The 21985-nt window shown below is 71.9% G+C and carries 20 protein-coding genes; 9 read left to right on the top strand and 11 right to left on the bottom strand.

Annotated elements, in window-relative coordinates:
* Positions 1-14 precede the first annotated feature (14 nt).
* Together hisF and hisI are read left to right on the top strand one after the other, a co-directional pair.
* Entirely contained in the window at positions 15-791 is a 777-nt protein-coding gene (gene hisF / locus FK529_RS07520) for an imidazole glycerol phosphate synthase subunit HisF (RefSeq protein WP_146560363.1), read from the top strand.
* Entirely contained in the window at positions 788-1138 is a 351-nt protein-coding gene (gene hisI / locus FK529_RS07515) for a phosphoribosyl-AMP cyclohydrolase (RefSeq protein WP_146560362.1), read from the top strand. The genes hisF and hisI overlap by 4 nt, the downstream gene beginning before the upstream one ends.
* A gap of 3 nt (positions 1139-1141) precedes the next feature.
* Here the strand turns inward: hisI and FK529_RS07510 are convergent, their stop codons facing one another.
* Entirely contained in the window at positions 1142-1600 is a 459-nt protein-coding gene (locus FK529_RS07510; protein ID WP_146560361.1) for a peroxiredoxin, read from the bottom strand.
* 37 nt (positions 1601-1637) lie between these two features.
* Between FK529_RS07510 and FK529_RS07505 the strand changes: the two genes are divergently transcribed.
* Genes FK529_RS07505 through trpC form a run of 3 tightly spaced genes read left to right on the top strand, consistent with a single transcriptional unit; the run spans position 1638 to position 4751 of the window.
* Positions 1638-3194, top strand: a complete 1557-nt coding sequence (locus FK529_RS07505; protein WP_146560360.1) for an anthranilate synthase component I — start codon at positions 1638-1640, stop codon at positions 3192-3194.
* The gene (locus tag FK529_RS07500) at positions 3191-3892 is read left to right on the top strand and encodes a TIGR02234 family membrane protein (RefSeq protein ID WP_146560359.1); all 702 of its coding nucleotides are present in this window, start codon (positions 3191-3193) and stop codon (positions 3890-3892) included. Before FK529_RS07505 ends, FK529_RS07500 begins: the two co-directional genes overlap by 4 nt.
* 40 nt (positions 3893-3932) lie before the next feature.
* A complete protein-coding gene (gene trpC / locus FK529_RS07495) occupies positions 3933-4751 on the top strand; it encodes an indole-3-glycerol phosphate synthase TrpC (RefSeq protein ID WP_146560358.1) in 819 nt (272 codons plus the stop codon).
* A gap of 97 nt (positions 4752-4848) precedes the next feature.
* On the opposite strand, the gene FK529_RS07490 is transcribed toward trpC, so the two are convergent.
* Genes FK529_RS07490 through FK529_RS07475 form a run of 4 tightly spaced genes read right to left on the bottom strand, consistent with a single transcriptional unit; the run spans position 4849 to position 8274 of the window.
* Entirely contained in the window at positions 4849-5856 is a 1008-nt protein-coding gene (locus tag FK529_RS07490) for a transporter substrate-binding domain-containing protein (protein ID WP_146560357.1), read from the bottom strand.
* Positions 5853-6644 carry an amino acid ABC transporter ATP-binding protein gene (locus FK529_RS07485; RefSeq protein WP_146560356.1) on the bottom strand — a complete coding sequence of 264 codons (792 nt, stop codon included), beginning with the start codon at positions 6642-6644 and terminating at the stop codon, positions 5853-5855. Before FK529_RS07485 ends, FK529_RS07490 begins: the two co-directional genes overlap by 4 nt.
* Positions 6641-7564, bottom strand: a complete 924-nt coding sequence (locus FK529_RS07480) for an amino acid ABC transporter permease (RefSeq protein WP_146560355.1) — start codon at positions 7562-7564, stop codon at positions 6641-6643. The genes FK529_RS07485 and FK529_RS07480 overlap by 4 nt, the downstream gene beginning before the upstream one ends.
* A complete protein-coding gene (locus FK529_RS07475; RefSeq protein WP_146560354.1) occupies positions 7561-8274 on the bottom strand; it encodes a GNAT family N-acetyltransferase in 714 nt (237 codons plus the stop codon). The genes FK529_RS07480 and FK529_RS07475 overlap by 4 nt, the downstream gene beginning before the upstream one ends.
* A 79-nt stretch (positions 8275-8353) precedes the next feature.
* Here FK529_RS07475 and trpB point away from each other — a divergent pair, with 79 nt between their 5' ends.
* The 4 genes from trpB to FK529_RS07455 all read left to right on the top strand — a co-directional run bounded on the left by trpB (position 8354) and on the right by FK529_RS07455 (position 13388).
* On the top strand, positions 8354-9682 hold the full coding sequence (trpB, locus tag FK529_RS07470) for a tryptophan synthase subunit beta (protein ID WP_231703005.1): 1329 nt from the start codon (positions 8354-8356) through the stop codon (positions 9680-9682).
* Positions 9661-10458 carry a tryptophan synthase subunit alpha gene (gene trpA, locus FK529_RS07465; RefSeq protein ID WP_146560650.1) on the top strand — a complete coding sequence of 266 codons (798 nt, stop codon included), beginning with the start codon at positions 9661-9663 and terminating at the stop codon, positions 10456-10458. Before trpB ends, trpA begins: the two co-directional genes overlap by 22 nt.
* 36 nt (positions 10459-10494) lie before the next feature.
* Complete coding sequence (locus tag FK529_RS07460; protein ID WP_146560352.1) at positions 10495-11688, top strand: GGDEF domain-containing protein; 1194 nt, start codon at positions 10495-10497, stop codon at positions 11686-11688.
* 71 nt (positions 11689-11759) lie between these two features.
* The gene (locus FK529_RS07455) at positions 11760-13388 is read left to right on the top strand and encodes an ABC-F family ATP-binding cassette domain-containing protein (protein ID WP_146560351.1); all 1629 of its coding nucleotides are present in this window, start codon (positions 11760-11762) and stop codon (positions 13386-13388) included.
* Here FK529_RS07455 and FK529_RS07450 read toward each other — a convergent pair whose 3' ends face one another.
* The 6 genes from FK529_RS07450 to FK529_RS07425 all read right to left on the bottom strand — a co-directional run bounded on the left by FK529_RS07450 (position 13389) and on the right by FK529_RS07425 (position 21951).
* Entirely contained in the window at positions 13389-13985 is a 597-nt protein-coding gene (locus FK529_RS07450; RefSeq protein ID WP_146560350.1) for a class F sortase, read from the bottom strand. It lies immediately after the preceding gene.
* Positions 13985-15223, bottom strand: a complete 1239-nt coding sequence (locus FK529_RS07445; RefSeq protein WP_146560349.1) for a prealbumin-like fold domain-containing protein — start codon at positions 15221-15223, stop codon at positions 13985-13987. The genes FK529_RS07450 and FK529_RS07445 overlap by 1 nt, the downstream gene beginning before the upstream one ends.
* A gap of 270 nt (positions 15224-15493) precedes the next feature.
* Entirely contained in the window at positions 15494-16270 is a 777-nt protein-coding gene (locus FK529_RS07440) for a PIG-L deacetylase family protein (RefSeq protein ID WP_146560348.1), read from the bottom strand.
* Between the two features lie 28 nt (positions 16271-16298).
* A complete protein-coding gene (locus FK529_RS07435) occupies positions 16299-19661 on the bottom strand; it encodes an ATP-binding protein (RefSeq protein ID WP_146560347.1) in 3363 nt (1120 codons plus the stop codon).
* Positions 19658-20443: a DUF4194 domain-containing protein gene (locus FK529_RS07430; protein WP_438947178.1), complete on the bottom strand. Its 786-nt coding sequence runs from the start codon at positions 20441-20443 to the stop codon at positions 19658-19660. The genes FK529_RS07435 and FK529_RS07430 overlap by 4 nt, the downstream gene beginning before the upstream one ends.
* The gene (locus tag FK529_RS07425; RefSeq protein ID WP_146560346.1) at positions 20440-21951 is read right to left on the bottom strand and encodes a DUF3375 domain-containing protein; all 1512 of its coding nucleotides are present in this window, start codon (positions 21949-21951) and stop codon (positions 20440-20442) included. Before FK529_RS07425 ends, FK529_RS07430 begins: the two co-directional genes overlap by 4 nt.
* Positions 21952-21985: the final 34 nt, after the last annotated feature.

Raw genomic sequence — 21985 nt, 5'->3', positions numbered from 1 at the left:
GGAGGCCTCGACCGATGACGGTGGCCGTGCGCGTGATCCCGTGCCTGGACGTCGACGACGGGCGCGTCGTCAAGGGCGTCAACTTCCAGAACCTGCGCGACGCGGGCGATCCCGTCGAGCTCGCCGCCGCGTACGACGCGCAGGGCGCCGACGAGCTGACCTTCCTCGACGTGACCGCGTCGAGCTCCGGGCGCGGCACGATGCTCGATGTCGTGCGCCGGACCGCCGAGCAGGTGTTCATCCCGCTCACCGTCGGCGGCGGCGTCCGCTCGGTCGAGGACGTCGACACCCTGCTCCGCGCCGGCGCGGACAAGGTCTCCGTGAACACCGCGGCGATCGTTCGTCCGGAGCTGCTCCGCGAGCTGTCCAACCGATTCGGCAGCCAGTGCATCGTGCTCTCCGTCGACGCCCGCACCGTCCCGGACGGGGACGAGCCGACACCGTCGGGCTGGGAGGTCACGACGCACGGCGGCCGCACGGGCACCGGCATCGACGCCATCGAATGGGCCCGCCGCGGTGAGGAACTCGGCGTGGGGGAGATCCTCCTCAACTCCATGGACGCCGACGGCACCAAGGCCGGCTTCGACCTGCGGATGATCGCCGCGGCCCGCGCGGCCGTGCACATCCCCGTCATCGCCTCCGGCGGCGCGGGCGCGGTCGAGCACTTCGCGCCCGCGGTGGAGGCCGGCGCCGACGCCGTGCTCGCCGCGAGCGTCTTCCACTTCGGCGACATGACGATCGGGCAGGTCAAGGACGAGATGGCGGGACACGGACTGGTGGTGCGACGATGACCGCACTCGACGAGGGCATCGCGGCCCGGCTCAAGCGCAACGCCGACGGCCTCGTCGCCGCGATCGCCCAGGAGGAGGGCACCGGCGACGTCCTCATGATGGCGTGGATGAACGACGAGGCCCTCGCTCGCACGCTGTCGACCCGCCGGGGCACCTACTACTCGCGCTCGCGGCAGCAGCTGTGGGTCAAGGGCGAGACCTCGGGGCACGTGCAGGAGGTCCGCGACGTGCGGCTCGACTGTGACGGCGACACGATACTGCTGACCGTCCGGCAGACCGGGCCCGCGTGCCACACCGGCACGCACACCTGCTTCGACGGCGACCTCCTCCTCGGCCCGGAGGGCTGACCCTCAGCCGCTAAGGGTGCGAAGGAAGGCCAGGGTCTCCTCGACGTGCGCCACCGCGCGCAGTTCGCCGACCACGATGTGCAGCACCGTGCCATCGGTGTCGATGAGGAAGGTCTGCCGCCGCACCGGTGCCACCGCGAACTTGCCGCGTTTGACGTCGTACTCGGCCGCGACGGCCCCGTCCGCATCGGTGAGCAGCGGGAAGCCGGGCTCCATCACGTCGGCGAAGGCCTGCGTGCGGACGAGCGGGTCCATGCTGATGCCGATCCGCGCCGTGCCCCGGCGGTCGAACTCCTCTCCGGCGTCGCGGAACCGCCCGACCTCGGCGACGCACACCGGCAGACCGGCAGTGAGGTAGAAGAAGACCGCGGCGCGTCCGTCGCCGCGGAGTTCGGAGAGGGTCCGCACGGTGCCGGTGCGGTCGGGGAGTGCGAACTCGGGGGCCTGCTGGCCTATGCGCATGGTCACGAACCTACCGGCGCTGGGATACTGACAGGCGATGAGTACCGCACAGCAGCCGAACCTGCAGCCCGACGGCGCGACCACCAGCCTGGATGAGTTCCGCGCGCTCGCGGACCGGCACCGTGTGGTGCCCGTGATCCGGACGGTGCTCGCCGACGCCGAGACCCCGCTGTCGGCGTATCGCAAGCTCGCGGGCGGCCGCCCCGGCACCTTCCTCCTCGAGTCCGCCGCCGCCGGGCAGTCCTGGAGCCGGTGGTCGTTCGTCGGCGCGCCGGCGCCCGCCGCGCTCACCGTCGTCGACGGTGCCGCCGCCTGGATCGGGAAGGCGCCCGCCGGCGCACCGTCGGGCGGCGACCCGTTCGAGGCCCTCGGCGACGTGCTGCGGCTGCTGAGCTCGGAGCGGATCGAGGGCCTGCCGCCGCTCAACGGCGGCATGGTCGGCTACCTGGCCTACGACGCGGTGCGGCGTCTGGAGCGGCTGCCCGATTCGACCGTCGACGACCTGCAGCTGCCCGAGATGGTGTGGCTGCTCGCGACGGACCTCGCCGCGATCGACCATCACGAGGGCACGATCACGCTGATCGCCAACGCAGTGAACTGGGACGGCTCCGCGGATCGCGTCGACGAGGCCCACGCCGACGCTGTGCGGCGGCTCGACGCGATGGAGGCCGCCCTCGGCGCGCCGCTCGCGTCGTCGGTGGCCTCGTTCACGCGACCCGAACCGGAGGTGACCGCGCAGCGCACCGCCGGGGAGTACAGCGCGATCGTGGAGAAGCTGGTCGGCGACATCGAGGCAGGCGAGGCCTTCCAGGTGGTGCCGAGCCAGCGGTTTTCCGTGCCGTCCGACGCCGACCCGATCGACGTCTACCGTGTGCTGCGGGCCTCGAACCCCAGCCCGTACATGTACTTCGTCCAGGTGCCCGCGCCCGACGGCTCGCTCGCCTTCTCCATCGTCGGATCCAGTCCCGAGGCTCTGGTCACCGTGTCCGGTGGCACCGCCACGACGCACCCGATCGCCGGCACCCGATGGCGTGGTGCCACGGCCGAGGAGGACCTGCTGCTGGAGAAGGACCTGCAGGCCGACGAGAAGGAGAACAGCGAGCACCTGATGCTCGTCGATCTCGGTCGCAACGACCTGGGGCGGGTGTGCACACCCGGTACCGTGCGCGTGACCGACTACCGCCGCATCGAGCGCTACAGCCATGTGATGCACCTGGTGTCGACCGTGTCCGGCGACCTCGCCCCCGGGAAGCAGGCGCTCGACGCCGTTGCCGCGTGCTTCCCCGCCGGCACCCTGACCGGCGCGCCCAAGGTGCGGGCGATGGAGCTGATCGACGAGGCCGAGATCACCCGGCGCGGGCTCTACGGCGGCATCGTCGGGTACGTCGACTTCGCGGGCGACGCCGACACCGCGATCGCGATCCGCACCGCCGTGCTCAAGGACGGCACCGCGTACGTCCAGGCGGGCGGCGGCGTCGTCGCCGATTCGGTGGGCGAGTACGAGTACAACGAATCGCGGAACAAGGCGCTCGCGGCGCTCAAGGCCGTGGCCGCCGCGAACACCATGCGCTCCGTGACGGAGGAGGCCCGATGAACGCCAAACGCAACCTCGCAATCGCGTCCTTGCTGCTCGCCGCGGCGGCGGGCGCCGTCTGGGGCTCGAGCCGGATGTCCTGGATGGGCGTGACCATCGCCGACGGGCTCTCGCCCGAGCGGTCCATGGAGGTCGCCGGCCACAGCTGGGCACCGGCGCTCTCGGCGCTGTGGCTGGTCTTCCTCGCCGCGATCGCCGCAGCCCTGGCGCTGAAGAACTGGGCGCGCGGCGTGGTCGCCGTCATCGTCGCGGTCGCCGCGATCGGCGCCGCCTTCCCGGCGGTCACGGTGCTGACCCAGGAACCCGACATCGGTTACCTCGAGACGATCCTGCGTGACACGCCAGCGACCGGCGACGCGGGCACCGCGGTGATGGGCAACAAGGACTACATCTCGCAGGTGGACCCAACCGTGGCGGGGCCGTCCGTGGCGATCCTCGGCGCCGTCCTCGCGGTGTTCGCGGCCGTGCTCCTCGTGCGCGGCCTGCGGGGCGGCGGTATGGGGTCGAAGTACGTCTCGCCCGCCGCGCGCCGCGCGGAGCTCGAGCAGCGCGTCTTCGACGACGCCGCCGCGGAGCCGGCCTCCGAGCGCGACCTGTGGGACGCCCTCGACGGCGGCGACGACCCCACCGCGGCGGGCGGCGCCCGTCCCGGCGCGGCGGAGGGGGCCGGACCCGAGCGCCCCCGGGCCGAGGGCTAATCTTGGAGCACGCTCCACGACCCACGAAAGGCCCGCAGCCGTGACTTCACCCACCGCTCTCGACTCGATCATCGAGGGTGTGCGCGCGGACCTCGCGGCCCGTGAGGCCGTCGTTGATCTGGCGACGGTGAAAGCCGCCGCCAAGGCCGCCCCACCCGCCATCGACGCCACCGCCGCCCTCCGCGAACCCGGCATCGCCGTGATCGCCGAGGTGAAGCGCGCCAGCCCGTCGAAGGGCGACCTGGCCGGTATCGCAGACCCCGCCGCACTCGCCTCCGAGTACGAGGCCGGCGGCGCCCGGGCGATCAGCGTGCTCACCGAGCAGCGCCGGTTCAAGGGTTCGATCGCGGACCTCGACGCGGTGCGTGATCGGGTGCGGATCCCCGTGCTGCGCAAGGACTTCGTGGTCGCGCCGTACCAGATTCACGAGGCGCGGGCGCACGGCGCCGATATCGTCCTGCTCATCGTCGCGGCCCTGGAGCAGCCCGTGCTGGTCTCGCTGCTCGATCGTATCGAATCCCTGGGCATGACCGCGCTCGTCGAGGTGCACACCGAGGACGAGGCGGATCGCGCCCTCGAGGCCGGTGCCACCGTGATCGGCGTCAACGCCCGCAACCTGAAGACCCTCGAGGTGGACCGCGACTCCTTCGCGCGGATCGCGCCCGGGCTGCCGTCCTCGGTCATCAAGATCGCCGAGTCCGGCGTGCGGGACAGCCGCGACCTGCTGACCTACGCCGGGCAGGGCGCCGACGGCGTGCTCGTCGGCGAGGGGCTGGTCACGGCCGGTGATCCGCGGACGGCCGTCGCCGACCTCGTGACCGCGGGCTCGCACCCCAGCTGCCCGCGCCCCGCGCGCTAGGCCCCCGAGCCAGCCCCTTGCACAGGGCCTGAGCGGCGAAACCGGCCGCGACGCAGAGCGTCGCGGCCGGGCCGGTGGAACTGCGGGACGGCGAGCGTCACTTATCAGTGATCGGCAGTCCCGGGGGATTGATCTCCGACGTGGGCACGGCCTCGGCCTCCAGCCCCCACCGCGTGAGGACCTTGGCGTAGTCGCCGCTGCGGATCGTGGACTCGATCGCGGCCTGGACGGCGCGGATGAGGCCGCTGTCCTTCCTCGTCGTCGCGCCGATGAGGCCCTGCAGGGTCGAGCCCGCGCCGGACACGGTGCCGACGATCTTGGTGGCGTTCGGGGTGCCCTTGGTCTGCGCGACGTGGAAGGCGGCGATCGGGTTCGGGCCGAAGTAGGCGTCGATCTGTCCCGCGCTGAGCGCGGCGTACGTGCCGGTGTTGTCCTGGTAGTACTTGATGGTGATGCCGGGCTTGCCCGCGGCGCGGAGGTCGGCGTCGAACCGCTGCAGTATCCGCTCCTGGTTGGTGCCGGAGCCGACGGCCACCGTCTTCCCCGAGAAGGAATCCCCACCCGTGAACGTGAACGTCGAGGACTCCTGCACCTCGACCGCGATGTCGTCCTTGCGGTAGGTGGCGAAATCGTACTTCTGCTTGCGCGCCTCGGTGACGGTGATGTTCGAGACGCCAAGATCGACTTGGCCGCTGTCGATGCCGAGGAACAGGCCCTCCCACGACGAGTTGGACTCCTCGAGCTTGAGCCCGAGGGCGCCCGCGATCAGGAGGGAGATGTCGGACTCGTTGCCGATGAAGACGCGCTCGTCGTCCGTGGCGGGGAAGTAGAAGGGCGCGTTGCCGGCACCGGATCCGTGGGCGACGCGCAGCGTGCCGCGGTCCCGGATGGCGGGTGGAAGCAGGGCCGCGGCGGCCTCGTCCTTCGCCGGGATGATGCGCTCCTGCTTGCTGGTGAGGTTGAGCTGCTGGCCCGCCGCGCCGGTCACGCTCGCGGTGGAGGCCTCGGTGGTCTGCCCGCCGCACCCCGCCAGGACGACGCTCGCGAGCGCGAGAGCCGTGGCGACGACGGGCAGGCGATGTCGGACGGTCGATCGGATGGTCATGCGGTCTCCTTGGCGTTCCAGTGGGCGAGAAAGGTGCGGGTGCGGTCAGTGGCAGGTCGGTCGAGCACGGCGGACGGTGAGCCCACGGCGACGACGCGGCCCCGGTCGAGGAAGACGATCCGGTCGGAGATGCGGCGTGCGAAGGCGAGCTCGTGGGTCACCACGACGAGGGTCCGGCCCTCGGCGGCGAGCTCGGCGATCACTGCGTTCACCTCGCCGACCAGCTCTGGGTCGAGCGCGGAGGTCGGCTCATCGAACAGGATCAGCTCCGGGTCGAGGGCGAGCGTGCGCGCGATCGCGACGCGCTGCTGCTGGCCGCCGGAGAGCTGGCCGGGATAGTGACCGGCGTGCGCGCCGAGCCCGACCCGGTCCAGCAACGCGCGGGCGCGCTCGTCGGCCTCGGCCCGGCTCCGGCCCAGGGTGAGACGCTGCGGCCGCGCGACGTTCTCGGCCGCGGTGAGGTGGGGGAAGAGGTTGAACTGCTGGAAGACGAAGCCGATCCGGGCGCGCTGGCGCCGGAGCTCACGCTCGTGGACCGCGACGAGATGATTGCCGCGTTGGCGCACGCCGATGAGGTCGCCGTCGACCCGGACGACGCCCGAGGTCGGCTCCTCGAGGTGGTTGAGCAGCCGGAGCAGCGTCGACTTCCCCGAGCCGGAGGGCCCGATGATCGAGACCACCTCGCCCGGCGCGACGGTGAGGTCCACCCCGCGCAGCACCTCGTCGTGGCCGAAGCGTTTGGTCAGGCCCACCGCTTCGAGGCGTGGGCGCGGTGCGACTGCGGTCATGAGGTCGTCTCCTTCGGGGTGGACGGCGCGGACTTCGTGGCCCCGTAGCCGCGCGCGAGACGCTTCTCGAGGTAGTGCTGGCCGATCGACAGGACGGTGGTGAGCACCGCGTACCAGGCGACCGCGACGAGCAGGAGGGGGATGATCCGGCCATTGCGGCCGTAGATGACCTGGACCTGGTAGAACAGGTCCGGCAGCGCGAGGATGAAGACCGCTGTGGTCCCTTTGAGCAGGCCGATCACCTCGTTCGCCGCGGGCGGGACGATGGTCCGCAGCGCCTGCGGCAGCGTGATCCGGAGCAGGTGCGCGGTGGGCGGGATCCCGAGGGCGCGGGCGGCGTCGTGCTGGCCGGGGGACACGCCGAGGATCCCCGCCCGCACGATCTCGGCGCCGTAGGCCGCCTGGTGCAGGACGATGCCGATCACCGCGGCCGTGTACGGCGAGAGCAGATCCTTGGTGGGCGAGTCGAGGAAGGTGGGACCGAACGGGATGCCCAGGCCGATCGTCGGATACAGGGCGCCGAGGTAGCCCCAGAACAGGATCTGCACGATGAGCGGTACCGATCGGAACAGCCAGATGAAGCCGAAGCTGAAGGCCGCGAGGACGCGGTTGCCGGAGAGACGGGCCAGTGCCAGTACGCCGCCGAGGAGGAAGCCGAGGACGGCGCCGATCGCGGTGAGCTGCACCGTGAACCACAGGGCATCGAGGATGGTGGGGCTGAAAAGGTAGGCGCCGAAGGTGGGCCAGTCGAAGCGGGGGTTCGTCACTGCGGAGGTCGCGAGCTGCGCGACCAGGACGACGGCGACCGCGACGGCGAGCCAGCGGCCCCACTGGACGCGGTGCCGGACCGGCAGTTCGGCGAGCCGGGCGAGCTCGGGGTCGGTGGCGCCCGGTTGCTTCTGGGCGAGGGCGAGGGTCATGGGGCTCCGGTGGGGTCGGTGGCGGGCGGTTGGACGAGGAGCAGGGGCAGCGAGGTGCGCAGCCGGAAGTTGAGGCGCTCGTAGACAGCGCGGGCGCCGGTGTTCTGGGCGGACGTGTGCAGGAACGGGACGTCTCCTCGGGCGCGGATGTGGTGCCCGACGGCCCGGACCAGCCGCGCTGCGAGGCCCTGGCCACGGTGCTCGGGATCGGTGCACACCGCGCTGATCTCGGTCCATCCCGGCGGACGCAGACGCTCCCCGGCGAGCGCGACGAGTCGGCCCGACCCGTCGCGCAGGCCCAGGTAGAGGCCGAGTTCGACGGTGCGCCGCTCGAACGGTCCGGGTTGCGTGCGGGCCACGAGGTCGAGGATCTCGTCCGCGTTCGCCGGCCCCAGGACCTCGGCCTCCGGGTCCGGCGCGGTGGCGAGGCCGGTGCCGTCGTACTGGACGAGCGGGATCTCGTCGACGATCCGCCACCCCGCGGGCAGCGGTGGGCGCACCCCGCGGAGCGACAGCGGGGTGCCGGGCACGGCGAGGCGGGCCAGCGCGGCGAAGTCCTCGGCGGTCGGCCGCGGCGGGTGCCCCACGAACCGCGTGACGTCGGGCCGGTATCGGACGACCGCGCCGTCGCCGACCCGGAACCGGGCGTGCGCGCCGTACAGGGACGCTCGGACGGGATCGTCGAGGACGTGGCCGAGGGTGGTGGTCATGTCCGGAAAGACTCGTCGGGGAGTCCGATTCATGGAATGTTTGGCGTCGCTGTGATTCCACTTTGACCGAGTGGGGATAATCGGTTCCGTGAGCCTCCCAGAAGCGAGTACCGGACTGTCCGAACGATCGGCCTTCGAGCCGGACGGGACCGGGCATTGGGGTGCCTGGGGCGGTCGGCACGTGCCCGAGGCGCTCATGGCGGTGATCGAGGAGGTGACGGCCGAGTTCGAGAAGGTCCGCTCGGATCGCGAGTTCCTCGACGAGCTCGACCGGCTCCAGCGCCAGTACACCGGCCGGCCTTCGCCGCTGTACCCGTGTGTGCGCCTCAACGAGCACGCCGGCGGCGCGCGGATCCACCTCAAGCGCGAGGATCTCAACCACACCGGCAGCCACAAGATCAACAACGTGCTCGGCCAGGTGCTGCTCGCCAAGCGGATGGGCAAGCCCCGGGTCATCGCGGAGACCGGCGCCGGCCAGCACGGCGTCGCCACGGCGACCGCGTGCGCCCTCCTCGGCATCGAGTGCGTCGTCTACATGGGCAAGGTCGACACCGACCGGCAGGCCCTCAACGTCGCGCGCATGCGGCTCCTGGGCGCGGAGGTCATCGCCGTCGCCTCCGGCTCCGCATCGCTCAAGGACGCGATCAACGAGGCTTTGCGGGACTGGGTCAGCAACGCCGACACCACCTACTACTGCTTCGGCACCGCCGCCGGGCCGCACCCGTTCCCGCTGATGGTGCGCGACCTGCAGCGCATCGTCGGCATGGAGGCGCGCGAGCAGATCCTCGCGGCCGAGGGGCGGCTGCCCGACGCCGTGGTCGCGTGCGTGGGCGGCGGTTCCAACGCCATCGGGATCTTCCACCCGTTCATCGCCGACGAGAGCGTGCGCCTGATCGGGTGCGAGGCCGCGGGAGACGGGGTCGAGACCGGCCGGCACGCCGCGACGTTCACGGGCGGCAGCCCGGGCGCCTTCCAGGGCGCCTACTCGTACCTGCTGCAGGACGAGGACGGCCAGACCGTCGAATCCCATTCGATCTCCGCAGGCCTCGACTACCCGGGCGTCGGCCCGGAGCACGCGCAGCTCAAGGAGACCGGTCGCGCCGAGTACGTGCCGATCACCGACACCGAGGCGATGGAGGCGTTCGCGGTGCTCTGCCGCACCGAGGGGATCATCCCCGCGATCGAGTCGGCCCACGCCGTCGCGGGAGCGCTGCGGCTCGGTCGCGAGCTGGGTCCCGACGGGGTGATCGTGGTGAACCTGTCCGGGCGCGGGGACAAGGACGTCGACACCGCCGGGAAGTGGTTCGACCTGCTCGACGAGCAGGGCGACGTCGTCGGCCAGAAGGTGATCGGCGCGGATCTCAACACGGAGCTGCGCGACGCGGAATTCAAGGGGGAGAACAAGTGAGCGCACTGGCACCGGTCTTCGCGCAATGCCGGGCGGAGAGTCGCGCGGCCCTCGTCACCTACCTGCCCTGCGGGTACCCGTCCAAGCAGGGCGGCATTGACACGGTCGTCGCGATGGTCGAGGCGGGCGCCGATATCGTCGAGCTGGGCGTCGCCTACAGCGACCCGGTGATGGACGGCCCCGTCATCCAACGGGCCGCGGACGATGCGCTCCGCCGCGGGATCCGAGTGCGGGACATCTTCTCCTACGCCGAGGCGGTGGCGGGGGCCGGCGGAGCGCCCGTCGTCATGGCGTACTGGAACCCCGTCCTCACGTACGGCGTCGAGGCCTTCGCGCGGGACCTGGCGGCCGCCGGCGGCAAGGGCCTGATCACGCCGAACCTCATCCCCGAGGAGGCCGATGAGTGGATCGCGGCCGCGGACCGTTACGGTCTCGACAAGATCTTCCTGGTGGCGCCGTCCTCGACTCCGGAGCGGCTGGCGATGACGGCGAAGGCGTCGTCGGGCTTCTTGTACGCGGCGTCGACCATGGGCGTCACCGGCGCCCGCGACGTGGTGGACAACGTCGCGCCCGAGCTGGTCGCGCGCGTGCGCGAGGTCTCCGACATCCCCGTCGGGGTCGGGCTAGGGGTGCGTTCGCGGGAGCAGGCGGCGGAGATCGCGACGTACGCCGATGCCGTGATCGTGGGCTCGGCGCTGGTCAGCGCGGCGGGGGAGTCGCTCGACGCGGTCAGGTCTTTGACCTCTGAGCTGGCCTCCGGTGTCCGCGGCGCCTGATCCCGGCGCCGTAGAGGGCCCGGTCGTGGGGCCGGGATGACGCCGAAGCCCGGGATTCGCACGATGCTGCGCCGACTGGGGGACCGCGAGGCCTGGCGCAACGCGGGGATCGAGGAATTCGCAACCGCGCAGCACTGGCTGCGGCTCCAGGGCGGAGGGCTCGCCCTGCGACTCGCGGTCGGCGTGCTGGCGCTGATGATGGTGCCGCTGGCCGTCGGGATCCTGTTCTCCAGCGGTCGGCCGACGACGCCGGGTGCGATGATCGCCTTCCTCGTGGCCACCAGCTGCGGCGGCCTCCTGGGGATCTGGTGGCTCCGGCGCAGCAGGCCGAGCGCGCACGACGCGATCTGGTTCGTGGCGATCGCCGACATCTGTGTTCTCGTGGGGTGCCTGTCCATGTACGGCGTCACGCGGGTGAGTAGCACCAGCCATCTGGGCATGCTCGCGATGCTCACCGCCTTCCTGCTGGGGTGGCGGATGCTCCTGGTGCATTGTCTGTTCTCGCTGTTCGTGCTGATCACCACCACCGTCGTCGCAGTCACGGTCGACGGCCTCTCGCTGGGCGAGGTGTATCCGGTGCTCGCCCCTGCGCTCGCGGTCATCTTCGCGCTGCCGATGATGGTGCAGTTCGTCGTCGAGGCCGGCCGGAAGGGCATCGGCACGGTGGTCACGGAACGCTATCGGGACGACCTCACCGGTCTCTACAACCGCATCGGATTTCAGGCGACTCTCCGGATCCTGTCCTCGCGACGCCGCGTCGGCGGTGTCGTCGCCGTGATCGATCTCGACGGCTTCAAGGGCTACAACGACACCCACGGGCATCTCGCGGGGGACCAGCGCCTCACGGAGGTCAGCCGGAAGATCCGGGAGGCTTTGCCCAACACGCTCATCGCCCGGATGGGCGGCGACGAGTTCCTCGTCGCCGCTCTCCGGCCGACCAGGGCCGAGTCCTATCTCCTGATCCGTGACCTGAGCAGGCTCGTCTCCGAGGACCAGCCCGGGCCGACCATCGGCGCCAGCGCGGGCGCGATCGTGACGGACCGCATCGTCGGAGACGACCTGACGCGGCTCGTCATCGAAGCGGATCGCGCCCTGTACGAGGCGAAGGCGGACCGGTCGCTGCGGATCGTGATCCGCGATCACACCAGCGGCACCGGAGCCACGGGAGCAGAGGACCTCGCCGGCGGGTCGCGCGAACCCGGCGGAGAGCCGCCGGGCCCTGGGACGTGACCGGGTGACCGTCGTCACCAGCGGCTGACGGTGGTGAAAGCAGCTCTCCGCGGCCGGTAAGCTGGACCGTTGTGATCACCGCGACCGACCTCGAAGTGCGCGCCGGCGTCCGCACCCTGCTGACCGCGCCGGGCGACCAGTTGCGCGTGCAGGCGGGCGACCGGATCGGCCTCGTCGGCCGCAACGGCGCCGGCAAGACCACCACCATGCGCATCCTCGCCGGCGAGGGCGAGCCCTACGCGGGGAAGGTCATCTCCAGCGGGGACGTGGGCTACCTCCCCCAGGACCCCCGCGAGGGCGACCTCGACGTCCTCGCCAAGGACCGGGTCCTCTCGGCCCGCGGACTCGACCAGATCGTCGCCCAGATGGCCAAGCAGCAGGTCCGGATGGCCGAACTCGTCGGCGATGAGCTCGACACCGCCGTGCGCAAGTACGGCAACCTGGAGGAGCGCTTCTCGTCCCTCGGCGGCTACGCGGCCGAATCGGAGGCGGCGCGGATCTGCAACAGCCTCGCGCTGCCCGAGCGGGTGCTGGAACAGCCGTTGCGCACGCTCTCCGGTGGTCAGCGTCGCCGAGTCGAGTTGGCCCGGATCCTGTTCGCCGCCTCGGACGGCTCGGGCGGCAAGTCGGACACCACGCTCCTGCTCGACGAGCCGACCAACCACCTCGACGCCGACTCTATCGGCTGGTTGCGGACCTTCCTGCAGAATCACGACGGCGGCCTCATCGTGATCAGCCACGATGTGGACCTGCTGTCGGACGTGGTCAACCGCGTCTGGTTCCTCGACGCCGTCCGCGGCGAGGCCGACGTCTACAACATGGGCTGGAAGAAGTACATCGACGCCCGCGCCACCGACGAGCAGCGTCGCCGCCGTGAGCGCGCCAACGCGGAGAAGAAGGCCGGAGCGCTGCGCGTGCAAGCCGCCAAGATGGGTGCCAAGGCGACGAAGGCCGTCGCGGCACAGAACATGCTGCGCCGTGCGGAGCGCATGATGAGCGAGCTCGATGACGTGCGCGTCGAGGACAAGACTGCGCGGATCAAGTTCCCCGCGCCGGCCGCCTGCAGCAAGACGCCGCTCATGGTCAAGAACCTCACCAAGACCTACGGCTCGCTGGAGATCTTCACCGGCGTCGACTTCGCCATCGACAAGGGCTCCCGCGTGGTGGTGCTCGGCCTCAACGGCGCGGGCAAGACCACCCTGCTCAAGCTCCTCGCCGGTGTGGAGACGCCCGACACGGGCGGCCTCGAACCCGGCCGCGGCCTGAAGATCGGCTACTTCGCGCAGGAGCACGACACCCTCGACGACGAGGCTTCGGTGTGGGACAACATCCGGCACGCCTCGCCCGACGCGGGGGAGCAGGACCTACGGAGCCTGCTGGGCGCGTTCATGTTCACCGGCCCGCAGCTCGAGCAGCCGGCGGGCACCCTCTCCGGTGGCGAGAAGACCCGTCTCGCTCTCGCCGGCCTCGTCTCCTCGGCCGCGAACGTCCTGTTACTCGACGAGCCGACCAACAACCTCGACCCCGTCAGCCGTGAGCAGGTGCTCGAGGCCCTGCGTTCCTACGAGGGCGCCGTCGTCCTGGTGACGCACGATCCGGGCGCCGCCGAGGCGCTCAACCCGGAGCGCGTGATCCTCCTGCCCGACGGGACCGAGGACCACTGGAACGCCGAGTACCAGGAACTCATCGAGCTCGCCTGATCACGCGCGCTCCGCGTAGACGAGATCGTTGTTCTCGTACCCCATCGGCGGCCCGACGAACCTGCCGCCGCAGGTGACGAGGATCAGGGTCTCCGGGCCGTCGAGCCGGTTCAGGTCGTCCGTCGGGAGGACGCCCTTGCTCACCGAGGCGGTCCGGGTGACCCGGTACCGGACGGACGCCCCGTCCTTGCCCGTGAGGGTCACCTCGGCGCCCTTGGCGAGGCCGGAGAAGCGCTTCGCGTAGCCCGTGCCCTGCCGGGCGTCGTCGACGTGTCCGGTGACGACGACCGAGCCGGCTCCCGATCCGGGGAGCGCGGAGTCGACCCACCAGCCGACGCGGCGCACGTCCGTGGGTGGATACAGGGCGCCCTGCGCGTCGGTCGCGACGGCGTCGATCGGGGCTGCGGCGCCGTCGACGCTGACGGTGACCGGCGCGGTCGGCTCCGAGGCGGTGGCGCTGACCGGGGGCCGCAGGTCGCTCTGGGCGCTCGGGTTGGACGACGGTGCCGCCGCCGTACCCTCGACGGTGCTTCCGCAGCCGGCCAGGGCGAGCACCGCCGCGACCCCGACGATCAGGTGCCCCGCGCCGCGCCGCATCACAGGGTCCGTCCGGACGGGATCGACGCGATCGGGACGCGGACGCCGGGGTTGCGGACAACGGGGCCGGCGCCGATCGCCGAGTTCGTCACCTGGACCTGGAACTGCGGCGTCAGGCGCACCTCGAAGGCGACCGCCGCGGCGTCGCGGACGTAACCAGCGGGGGCGGCGGTCTCGATGGCGCGGTAGCAGCCCGACGGGAGAGCGAAGGCGGCGATGCCGTTCTCGCCGGTGGTCACAGCGCGGACGGCCTCGTCGGTGCCGCAGCGGGCGATCACGAAGGACGCGCCCGCGAGCGGGGCGCCCGTCAGGCGGTCGGTCTTGACCAGGGTGCCGTTCGTCTCCACCTCGCCGGGCGGGATGGTGACGCCGCAGCGGAAGCGGAAGGCGAGACGGTTCACGGCGTTGCCCTCCACGCGGGAGTAGGCGTTCGGCCCGAGGAGTACGCACGACGACGGCCACGCGGTGGGCACCACGCTGAGGCAGTCGCGGGGGAAGTCTCCGCCGCCGTTCCCGGCGCTGTCGGTGCGCGCGCCGCCCAGCGGCCGCCAGGTGTCGCATTCGGCGACCGCGTACTCCGAGGCGACGCCCCGTCCGTCCTGGTCGCGGGCTTCGACGGTGAAGCGGACGTGCCGGTTCGGTGGCGGGGTGGGCGACGTGGGCGGGACGATGCCGCCGCGCTCGAGGCTGAAGATGAAATCGACGCGACCCGAGGTCGACGTCTTCGTCTGCACGGAGGGGGAGGCGAGCCGCCAGTTGGTCGGCACGTTCTCCATGGTGGCGCGGACGCAGGGGCCCGTTACCGTCGTGGCGCCGCCGTGCGCGAGCGTCGCGGCCGGGCCGCCGGAGCAGCCCTGGACGCGGACCGTCGCGCCCGGCACCCCGATGCCCTGGGTCTTCGCGTCGATGATCTGCACCGCACCCACGGTGAGGAGGCCGGGCGGGCCCTGCGGCGGCGTCGTGGAGGTGGGCCTGTTCGGGAGAGTGATCGTCGGCGACGTGCTGGTCGCCGGGCCACTCGGCGTCGGGGCCGGGTTCGTGGTGGTCGGTGCCGGTGCCGGTGCCGGTGCCGGGGGTGTGGTCGTCGTGGTGGCGGGCGACGGTGTCGTGACCGGCGTGGGTGCCGGTGTGGTCGGCTCGGCTCCCGCGACTGCGGGCAGCAGGCCCACCATCGGGATGAGCGCCACCGGCAGCACCAGTGCGCGTCGGATCCGGTTGGTCCGGTTCGGGTTCGGCATTGCGGCCTCCTCGTCGATTCCCCCTGCGGCGATGTCCGCCGGCATGAGGGAGATCGGGCCGCGACGCGGGATCCGTTAGCCGCGTTACGAGATCGTTACGGCCCGCTCCACCGCCGCGAGCACCGCGGCCGCGCCGTCCTCCGCCGCGATGGCCCTGCTCAGGGCTCCGGCGGCGGTCCGGCATGCGGCGTCGTCCACGGCGGCACGTATCGCGTCGGCGAGTGTGGAAACCGTGACCTTCGTCCGCGGGATGGGGGCGGAGCGATCAGTTCACAGCAGCCGGTCGACGGGCGTGGTGGGGCCCGAGGGCTCCAGGTAGTACTCGGTGCGGACCACCGGGGAGACGAGCCAGGGTGGGAGGGCGCGCAGAAGGCGCATGAGGCGGGCGGCGCGACCGGGGCCGTTGATCTCGGAGCGGTGTGCGCCGAGGGCGCGCTGCTTGGTGCCGACGAATCGGTGCACGTCGATGCGGTGGGTGATCTCCGCGGACGGAGTGAACCAGGCCTGCGCGGCGGCGAGATCGTGATCGCGGGTCAGTCGTAGCCGGGTGGTGACGCCGAGAATTCGGACCGCGATCTCGCGCGGCACGGTCGCCTCGACCAATCGGACGCCGGTGGCTTCGGCGGCGCGCCGGGCGATCGCGTGGACGGCCACGTGGTCGCGGTGTCCGTAGCCACCCGCGGGGTCGTAGCCGATGAGCAGGTCCGCCCCGACCTCCTGGACGATCGCCGCCAGTCGCTCCGCGGGCTCCTCGATTCCGGCACGAACGAGGCGCACGCGACCGGGAGGATCGGGGTACAGCTCCGCGCCGTGGCCGCTGTCGGCGTACCCGAGCCACCGCACGTCCGTGGCGCCGAGCACCGCCGCCGCCGAGTCGAGCTCGTTCAAGCGCTGTCGCGGCTCGGCTTCGTCCTCGCCGAGCATCATCCCGTCGGTGGCGACGACCAGCACCACCCGATGCCCCGCGGCGGCCAGCGTGGCGAGCGTGCCGCCCATGAAGATCGACTCATCGTCCGGGTGTGCGTTCAGCGCGACGACGGTGGCCATGGCCCCTGTATAGCAGGGTCGCGGCGGGTCAGCGCGCCAGTGCCAACTCGCCGAAGGTGGCGTACCTGGCGTCCGAGCGGGCACCGTCGGCACCGACCTGCTTGTCCACCAGGATCACCTGGCCGATGAAGGGCTCGACGATGCCGACCATCCGGATCGGGGCGGCGATGATCAGCTGGAAGCCGAACTGCTCGAAGGCCCGCAGCGACTGGGCGGAGAAGCGCTCGTCGGACTTGCTGAAGGCCTCGTCGAGCATGAGCGGCGCGAAGGCCGGCTCGTTCGATCCGTCGATGCCGTGGCTGCCCAGGGCGAAGCTCAGCGCCGCCGCGAGGCAGAACGCGACCAGTTTCTCCTGCTCGCCGCCCGAGTTCGTCGCGGTGTTGCGGTAGGTGACCACCGCGGGGGCGTCGGGCTCGGCGCCGACGGCGTTCTCCTTGCCGTAGAAGGAGTAGCCCGTGCGCACGTCGAGGACGTTCTCGGTCCAGCGCCGCGACTCGGGGTCGTCGCCCGTCAGGCGCAGCACCAGGCCGCGGATCCGCTTGAACTGGGCGGCCATCGCCGCCGGCTCGGCGCGCTTCGCCGCGGGGGCGTCGCGCACCATCTCGTCGACCAGCTTGGCGAACTCCGTCGCCTCCGGCGTGGGCCGTGCGGCGTAGGCGATCTGCAGGTACGTGCCCTCGTTGAACTCGACCCGGCGCAGGCCCGCGTTGACGTCGGCGATGCCGCGGGTGATGGCCCGGTGCGTGTCGTCGACCTCCTTGAACAGGTTCGACACCGAGTGGCTGACGTCGGTGGTGATGAGCCGCCGGAACTTCTCGGTCGCGGCCGCGAGCCCGTGCGCGACGAGGTTCTCGTGCACGGCGACGAAGTCCGGTGCGGAGGCGACGTCGGCCGAGAGCTCCGTCGAGGCCTCCGGCCACTCGCGGAGGAACTGCTCGGCGGTGCGCACGATCCGCGCCTCGGCGGCGTCGCGCTCCGCCGTCGCCGCGGCCTGCTGCCGTTCCAGCTCCGCGCGGAGGTCGGCGCGGACCTCGCCGAAGGTGTCGAGCGTGAGCCGGCGCGGCTTCGCCTCGTCGGCCGTGAGCAGGTGCCACAGCGCGGTGGCGAGGAAGTCCTCGTCGGGTTCCGAGAGCTTCGGCGCGCTCTCGCCGTCGATCTTCTCGAACTCGGCCAGCAGATCGTCGAACTCGGTGCCGGCCCGGTTCATGGTCTCGGTGAGCGCGCCGATGCGGGTCTGCGCCTCGGCGAGCTCGCCGTAGGCGTTGTCGGCCTGCAGCTCCAGCTCGCCGAGGTCGGCGTTGCCGGAGCGGGCGTCCGAGATCCGGTCGGCCAGCTCCTCGGCCTCGGCCTTGGCCGCCCAGTGGTCCAGTTCGGCCCACGAGGAGTAGCCCAACACGCCGGCGGCGCTGTCGGCGACGGCCTTGTGCTCGGCGAGGTCGTCGCGCAGCGTCGCCGACGCCTCGGCCGCCTTGGCGTGCACCGCGGCCAGTTCCTCGCGGCGGCGCTGCAGCGCCTCGCGCTTGCTGCCGGTGTTGGTGCCGAGCACCCACTGCGAGCGGTCGGCGACGGCGCGGCGGTCGTCCTTGCGGAACCGTCCGCCCGCGCTCTTGACCAGGCCCTCCGGGGTGACGGCCTGGTCGTGGCGCTCCAGCTCGGCGGGGGAGTCGACGCAGATGTGCCGCGCCGCCCGCGCGACGGCGCCGGCGAGCCAGCGCCCCGCCGGCGAGCTTTCGTCCACGGTCAGCTTGGTCGCGAGGGAGCCGGGCTCCGGGCGGGTGGTGTCCGCACCGTCGACCACCTGGTAGGTGAGAACGCCCTGGACGCGGGTCTCGTTGACGTGGTCGGCGACGGCGCGCTGGTGCTCGGCGGGGACCAGCAGCGTGGTGGCCAGCGGGCGCAGCACGCGCTCGGCGGCACCGGCCCACGTCGCCTGTTCCGCGGGTTCGACGTCGATGAGCTCCGCGGCGTAGGGCAGATCCTCGGCGGGAACGCCCGTGGCGCGGGCGATCGCGTCGCGCTGGTCCAGCAGGGCGGGCGGCAGCAGCGAGGCGCGGCGATCGAGCACGGAGAGCTCGTCGTCGACGGACTCGACGGCGCGGCGGGCGTCCGACTCGTCGGTGTACGCGGAGTGCACTCGGCCCGCGAGCGCCTCGGCCGCTTCGGTTGCGCGGTCGCGGATGCCCGGGACCTGTTCCCGCAGGGCGGCGAACTCCTCCGCCGACTCCGGCGCTCGCTCGCCCAGCTTCTCCACGGCCGCGGCGAACCGCTCGTAGGCGCGCTGGCGGGCCTGGGTCTGCAGCTCGCGGGACTGGAGCTCGGCCTCGAGCACGCCGACCTCGCCCTGCTCCTGCCGCAGGCGGTGCAACAGGTCGTTGTAGCGCATCTTGCGCTCCTCGGCCCTGTCCTCCCAGCGGGCGATCTGCGCGTCCATACCGGCGCGCTCGCCCTCGATCCGGTCCATCTGTTCCTGCAGCAGCCGCAGCCTGTGCCCGCGCAGGTAGGACCGCACGGGCGCGCCGAGCAGGTCGGCCGCGCGCGTCGTACCGACGGTGGCGGAGCGGTAGCGCTCGTAGGCCTCCGGCATCGGGCGCAGCACCTTCTCCTGCGCCTCCGCGCGCGCCGCGGCGCGGTAGGCCTCGTCGAGCTGGGTGAAGTTCTCGACGAGGCGCTCCGCGCGGGCGTAGGTCTGCGGCCGGTCGAGCATGTAGGTGCGGATGAAGGCGTCGAGGTCGCCGACGTTCTTCATCGCCTTGGCCTTGCCCAGCAGCGCGAGCGCGGCGCTGGACGTGCCGATGCCGACCCGGCGGCGCAGCGCGTCCTGGTAGGCGGCCTGGGTGTCGAAGGACTCGACGCCGCTGTGCCGCGAGCGCCAGCCGCGGGTGTCGAAGCCGGCGGTGGCCCACTCCTGCAGGTCCAGGAGATCGAAAGCGCCGGAGTGGAGCTGGTACCAGGACTTGAGCGAGGCGCCGTCGGTGCCGCTACCGGGGAACCACCTCACCGCGACGGCCGTCGTGACGTTGCCGGCGCCGTTGTCGTAGGTCGCCGCGACGGCCGACCACGTCGCCGATTCGCCGCGCAGGTACTGCACCTTGGACTGCTGGTGCTCGTCGTCGTTGACCGACCACGCGCCGCGCACGTAGTCCGCCATCGAGCGGGCCGCGCGCTTGGCACCCTTCGCCGTCATGTCCGCGGAGGCGTTGAAGGACTGGTCATAGGTGGGCAGCAGCACCACCGAGTGCGCGTCCATCAGCGAGGACTTGCCGGAACCCGACGGGCCGGTGAGGATCACGCCCCGCTCGTCGATGGGGAAGTCCTTGTACCCGTCGAAGGTGCCCCAGTTGACCACCTGCAGGCGGGTGAGGCGGTACTGGCCGAGATGCTTGCGGGTCACTGCTGCTCCTGCGTCTCGTTCTCGGGCTCGACGGTGCCGTCCTCGCCGTCCTGTTCATCCGCCCCGTCGACGGGGGCGGCCGCCTCGCCCAGGTCCTGATCGGTGCTGGCGAGATCGCGGTACGCGGCGGTGTACAGGTCCACCTGCTCGGGGGTGAGCAGGGAGGCGATCACCGAGTGCACGGCGTACCGGTCGCTCGTGCCGACCCGGCGGATCAGGCGGCGGGTCTCCAACTGGTTGATCGCCGCGTCGGCCTTCTTCACGAAGCCGGCCTCGTCGGTGTCGCGGGCGGGCCGGAAGGTCAGCAGGTGGTCGATCATCTCCTGGCGCTCCACGACCGCCGTCTCGTCCGGGCTGGAGAGGTGCTTGAGCCGGAGGAACAGCGCCAGCACCGACGCGGCGAGCGAAAGGCTCTGCGCGCGCAGCAGATTGCGCTGCCGCGGGTCGTTCTCACTGACCTGGCGGGTGAAGGCGTGCTTGGTCTCGCGGTTGATCTCCAGCAGCAGGTTCAGCTCGGAGAGCCGGCTGCGCAGCAGCGTCTCCTCGGCCTCGATCACCGCCCAGTTCTTGGACTTCGCAGAGACGTGCGGCGCGGCGATCAGCTCCTGCAGCGCGTAGCAGACCGAGTTCGGCAGGGCTGAGGTGTCGCCGTCGAACCGCGGCGCGGTGTCGGCGCCGCGCAGGGACTTGATGGCCTCGTCGTCGGCGATGGAGAAGTCCGCGAGGTCGATCTCGGGCAGGCCCTCGTCGGCGATGTCCAGCGATTCGTCGGCCAATCTCACTCCTCGAACAACGTGGTGGGCTCGGGCGCGGCCGAGGCGGGGGTCAGGGGCGGGAGCGCGGCGGCGAAGGCGACGTGCGGCACCGTCAGCTCGCGGGGGCCGCGTGTGGTGTGCGCGACGACGGTGACGGACCGTTCCTCGTCGACGGTGCCGTACCGCGCGCCGAGCGACCAGACGCCGACCACGTCGCCGGCGCGGGGGGCGTCGATGGCGTCGAGGACCTCCGTGAGGGTCGCGCCGTCGGACGCGCTGACGGCCTCGTTGACGGCGGCAGCGAGCGCGTCCCAGTCGATCGCCTCCCGGCCGACGAGGCGGGCGGGGTCGATGGTGAACTCGCCGGAGGTTTCGCGCACCTCGGGCGGCAGGGTGACGACGCCGTCGTGGAAGCGCAGGGCGCCGACGGACCTGGTGTCGACGGCCGACATGGGGACGGCGAGGCCGGTGTCGCGGCCGGGAGAGGCGGCGTCGAAGGCGTCGACGGCCGCCCGCTGCGCCTCGGTGATGCGGGCCCGCAGCGATTGGTACTGCAGGAAGTCGCCGTCCTTGACGAAGGTGTTGATGCGCCGATACACCTGCCCGCGGATCTCGTCGACGCGCTGGACCTGCATCCACATGCGATCGAGGAAGCCGGTGAGGGAGTCGCGCAGGTCGTCGGGGAGGTCGACCTCGGTGACCACCGCGGCGACGGAGGTCTCCAGCTGGCGGCGCAGGCGGTGGTCGGAGAGGAGGGTGTAGAAGGCGTCGAAGGCCTTGCCCTCGGGGGTGTTCGCGAGCTCGTCGTGGCCGTCGAAGAGGCGCTGCAGCGTCGTGGCGTAGGCGGTGGCCTGGCCGGCCTCGCTGGAGTCGGAGGCGTCGAGCCCGTGCGTGAGCAGGGCGCGCGTGTGCTCGCGCAGCTTCTCGCCGTAGCCGAGGATGTCGGCGGGCATGCGCTCGGCGAGCGAGCTGACGATCTTGAGGTCGTCCACCACCTTGCCGTGGTCGTACTCGGGCACGAGGCCGGCGCGCAGGGCCTCGCGGCGGCGGGTGAGCTCGGCGATCTGCTCGTCGAGGGCGCGGAGGTGGTCGTCGGGGTCCGCGCTGACTGTGACCGCGACCGCCGACAGCCGGGCAGTGACCAGCTCCAGCGCGGTCTCGGTGGCGACGTTGCGGTCCAGCGACACGGCCTGCACCTGGCCGAGGGCCGTCGTGGCGCCGCGGGTGAGCTGGATGACCTCGCGGTCTGTGTCGTCCAGGGTTCGCGAGACGTAGCCGGCCTTCACCCAGCTGTCGAGGACATCCGGACCTGCGGGCACGGGCCGGGCGCGTTCGGTGAAGTGGTGCGCGAGGGACTGCAGGTCGACGGTGAGCGCGTCCCCCAGCTCCTCCGCGTCGACGGGGCCCGTCCCCAGCCGGGCGGCCATCAGCGCCAGGTAGGCGACGGCGTGGGGGGAGCGGAGCAGGCGGAGCGCGACGTCGCTGTCGGCGTTGTCCGTGAACGCGGCGTACAACTGCGCGGCTGACTGCGCCATCGCGTACCTCCCGTTCGTCAGCGACGGTCCAGTG

This window comes from Tsukamurella asaccharolytica (genome assembly GCF_007858435.1).
GTDB lineage: Bacteria > Actinomycetota > Actinomycetes > Mycobacteriales > Mycobacteriaceae > Tsukamurella > Tsukamurella asaccharolytica.
The sequence above is the reverse complement of the archived record's forward strand: the minus strand, read 5'-3'. Positions and strand labels throughout refer to the sequence as shown.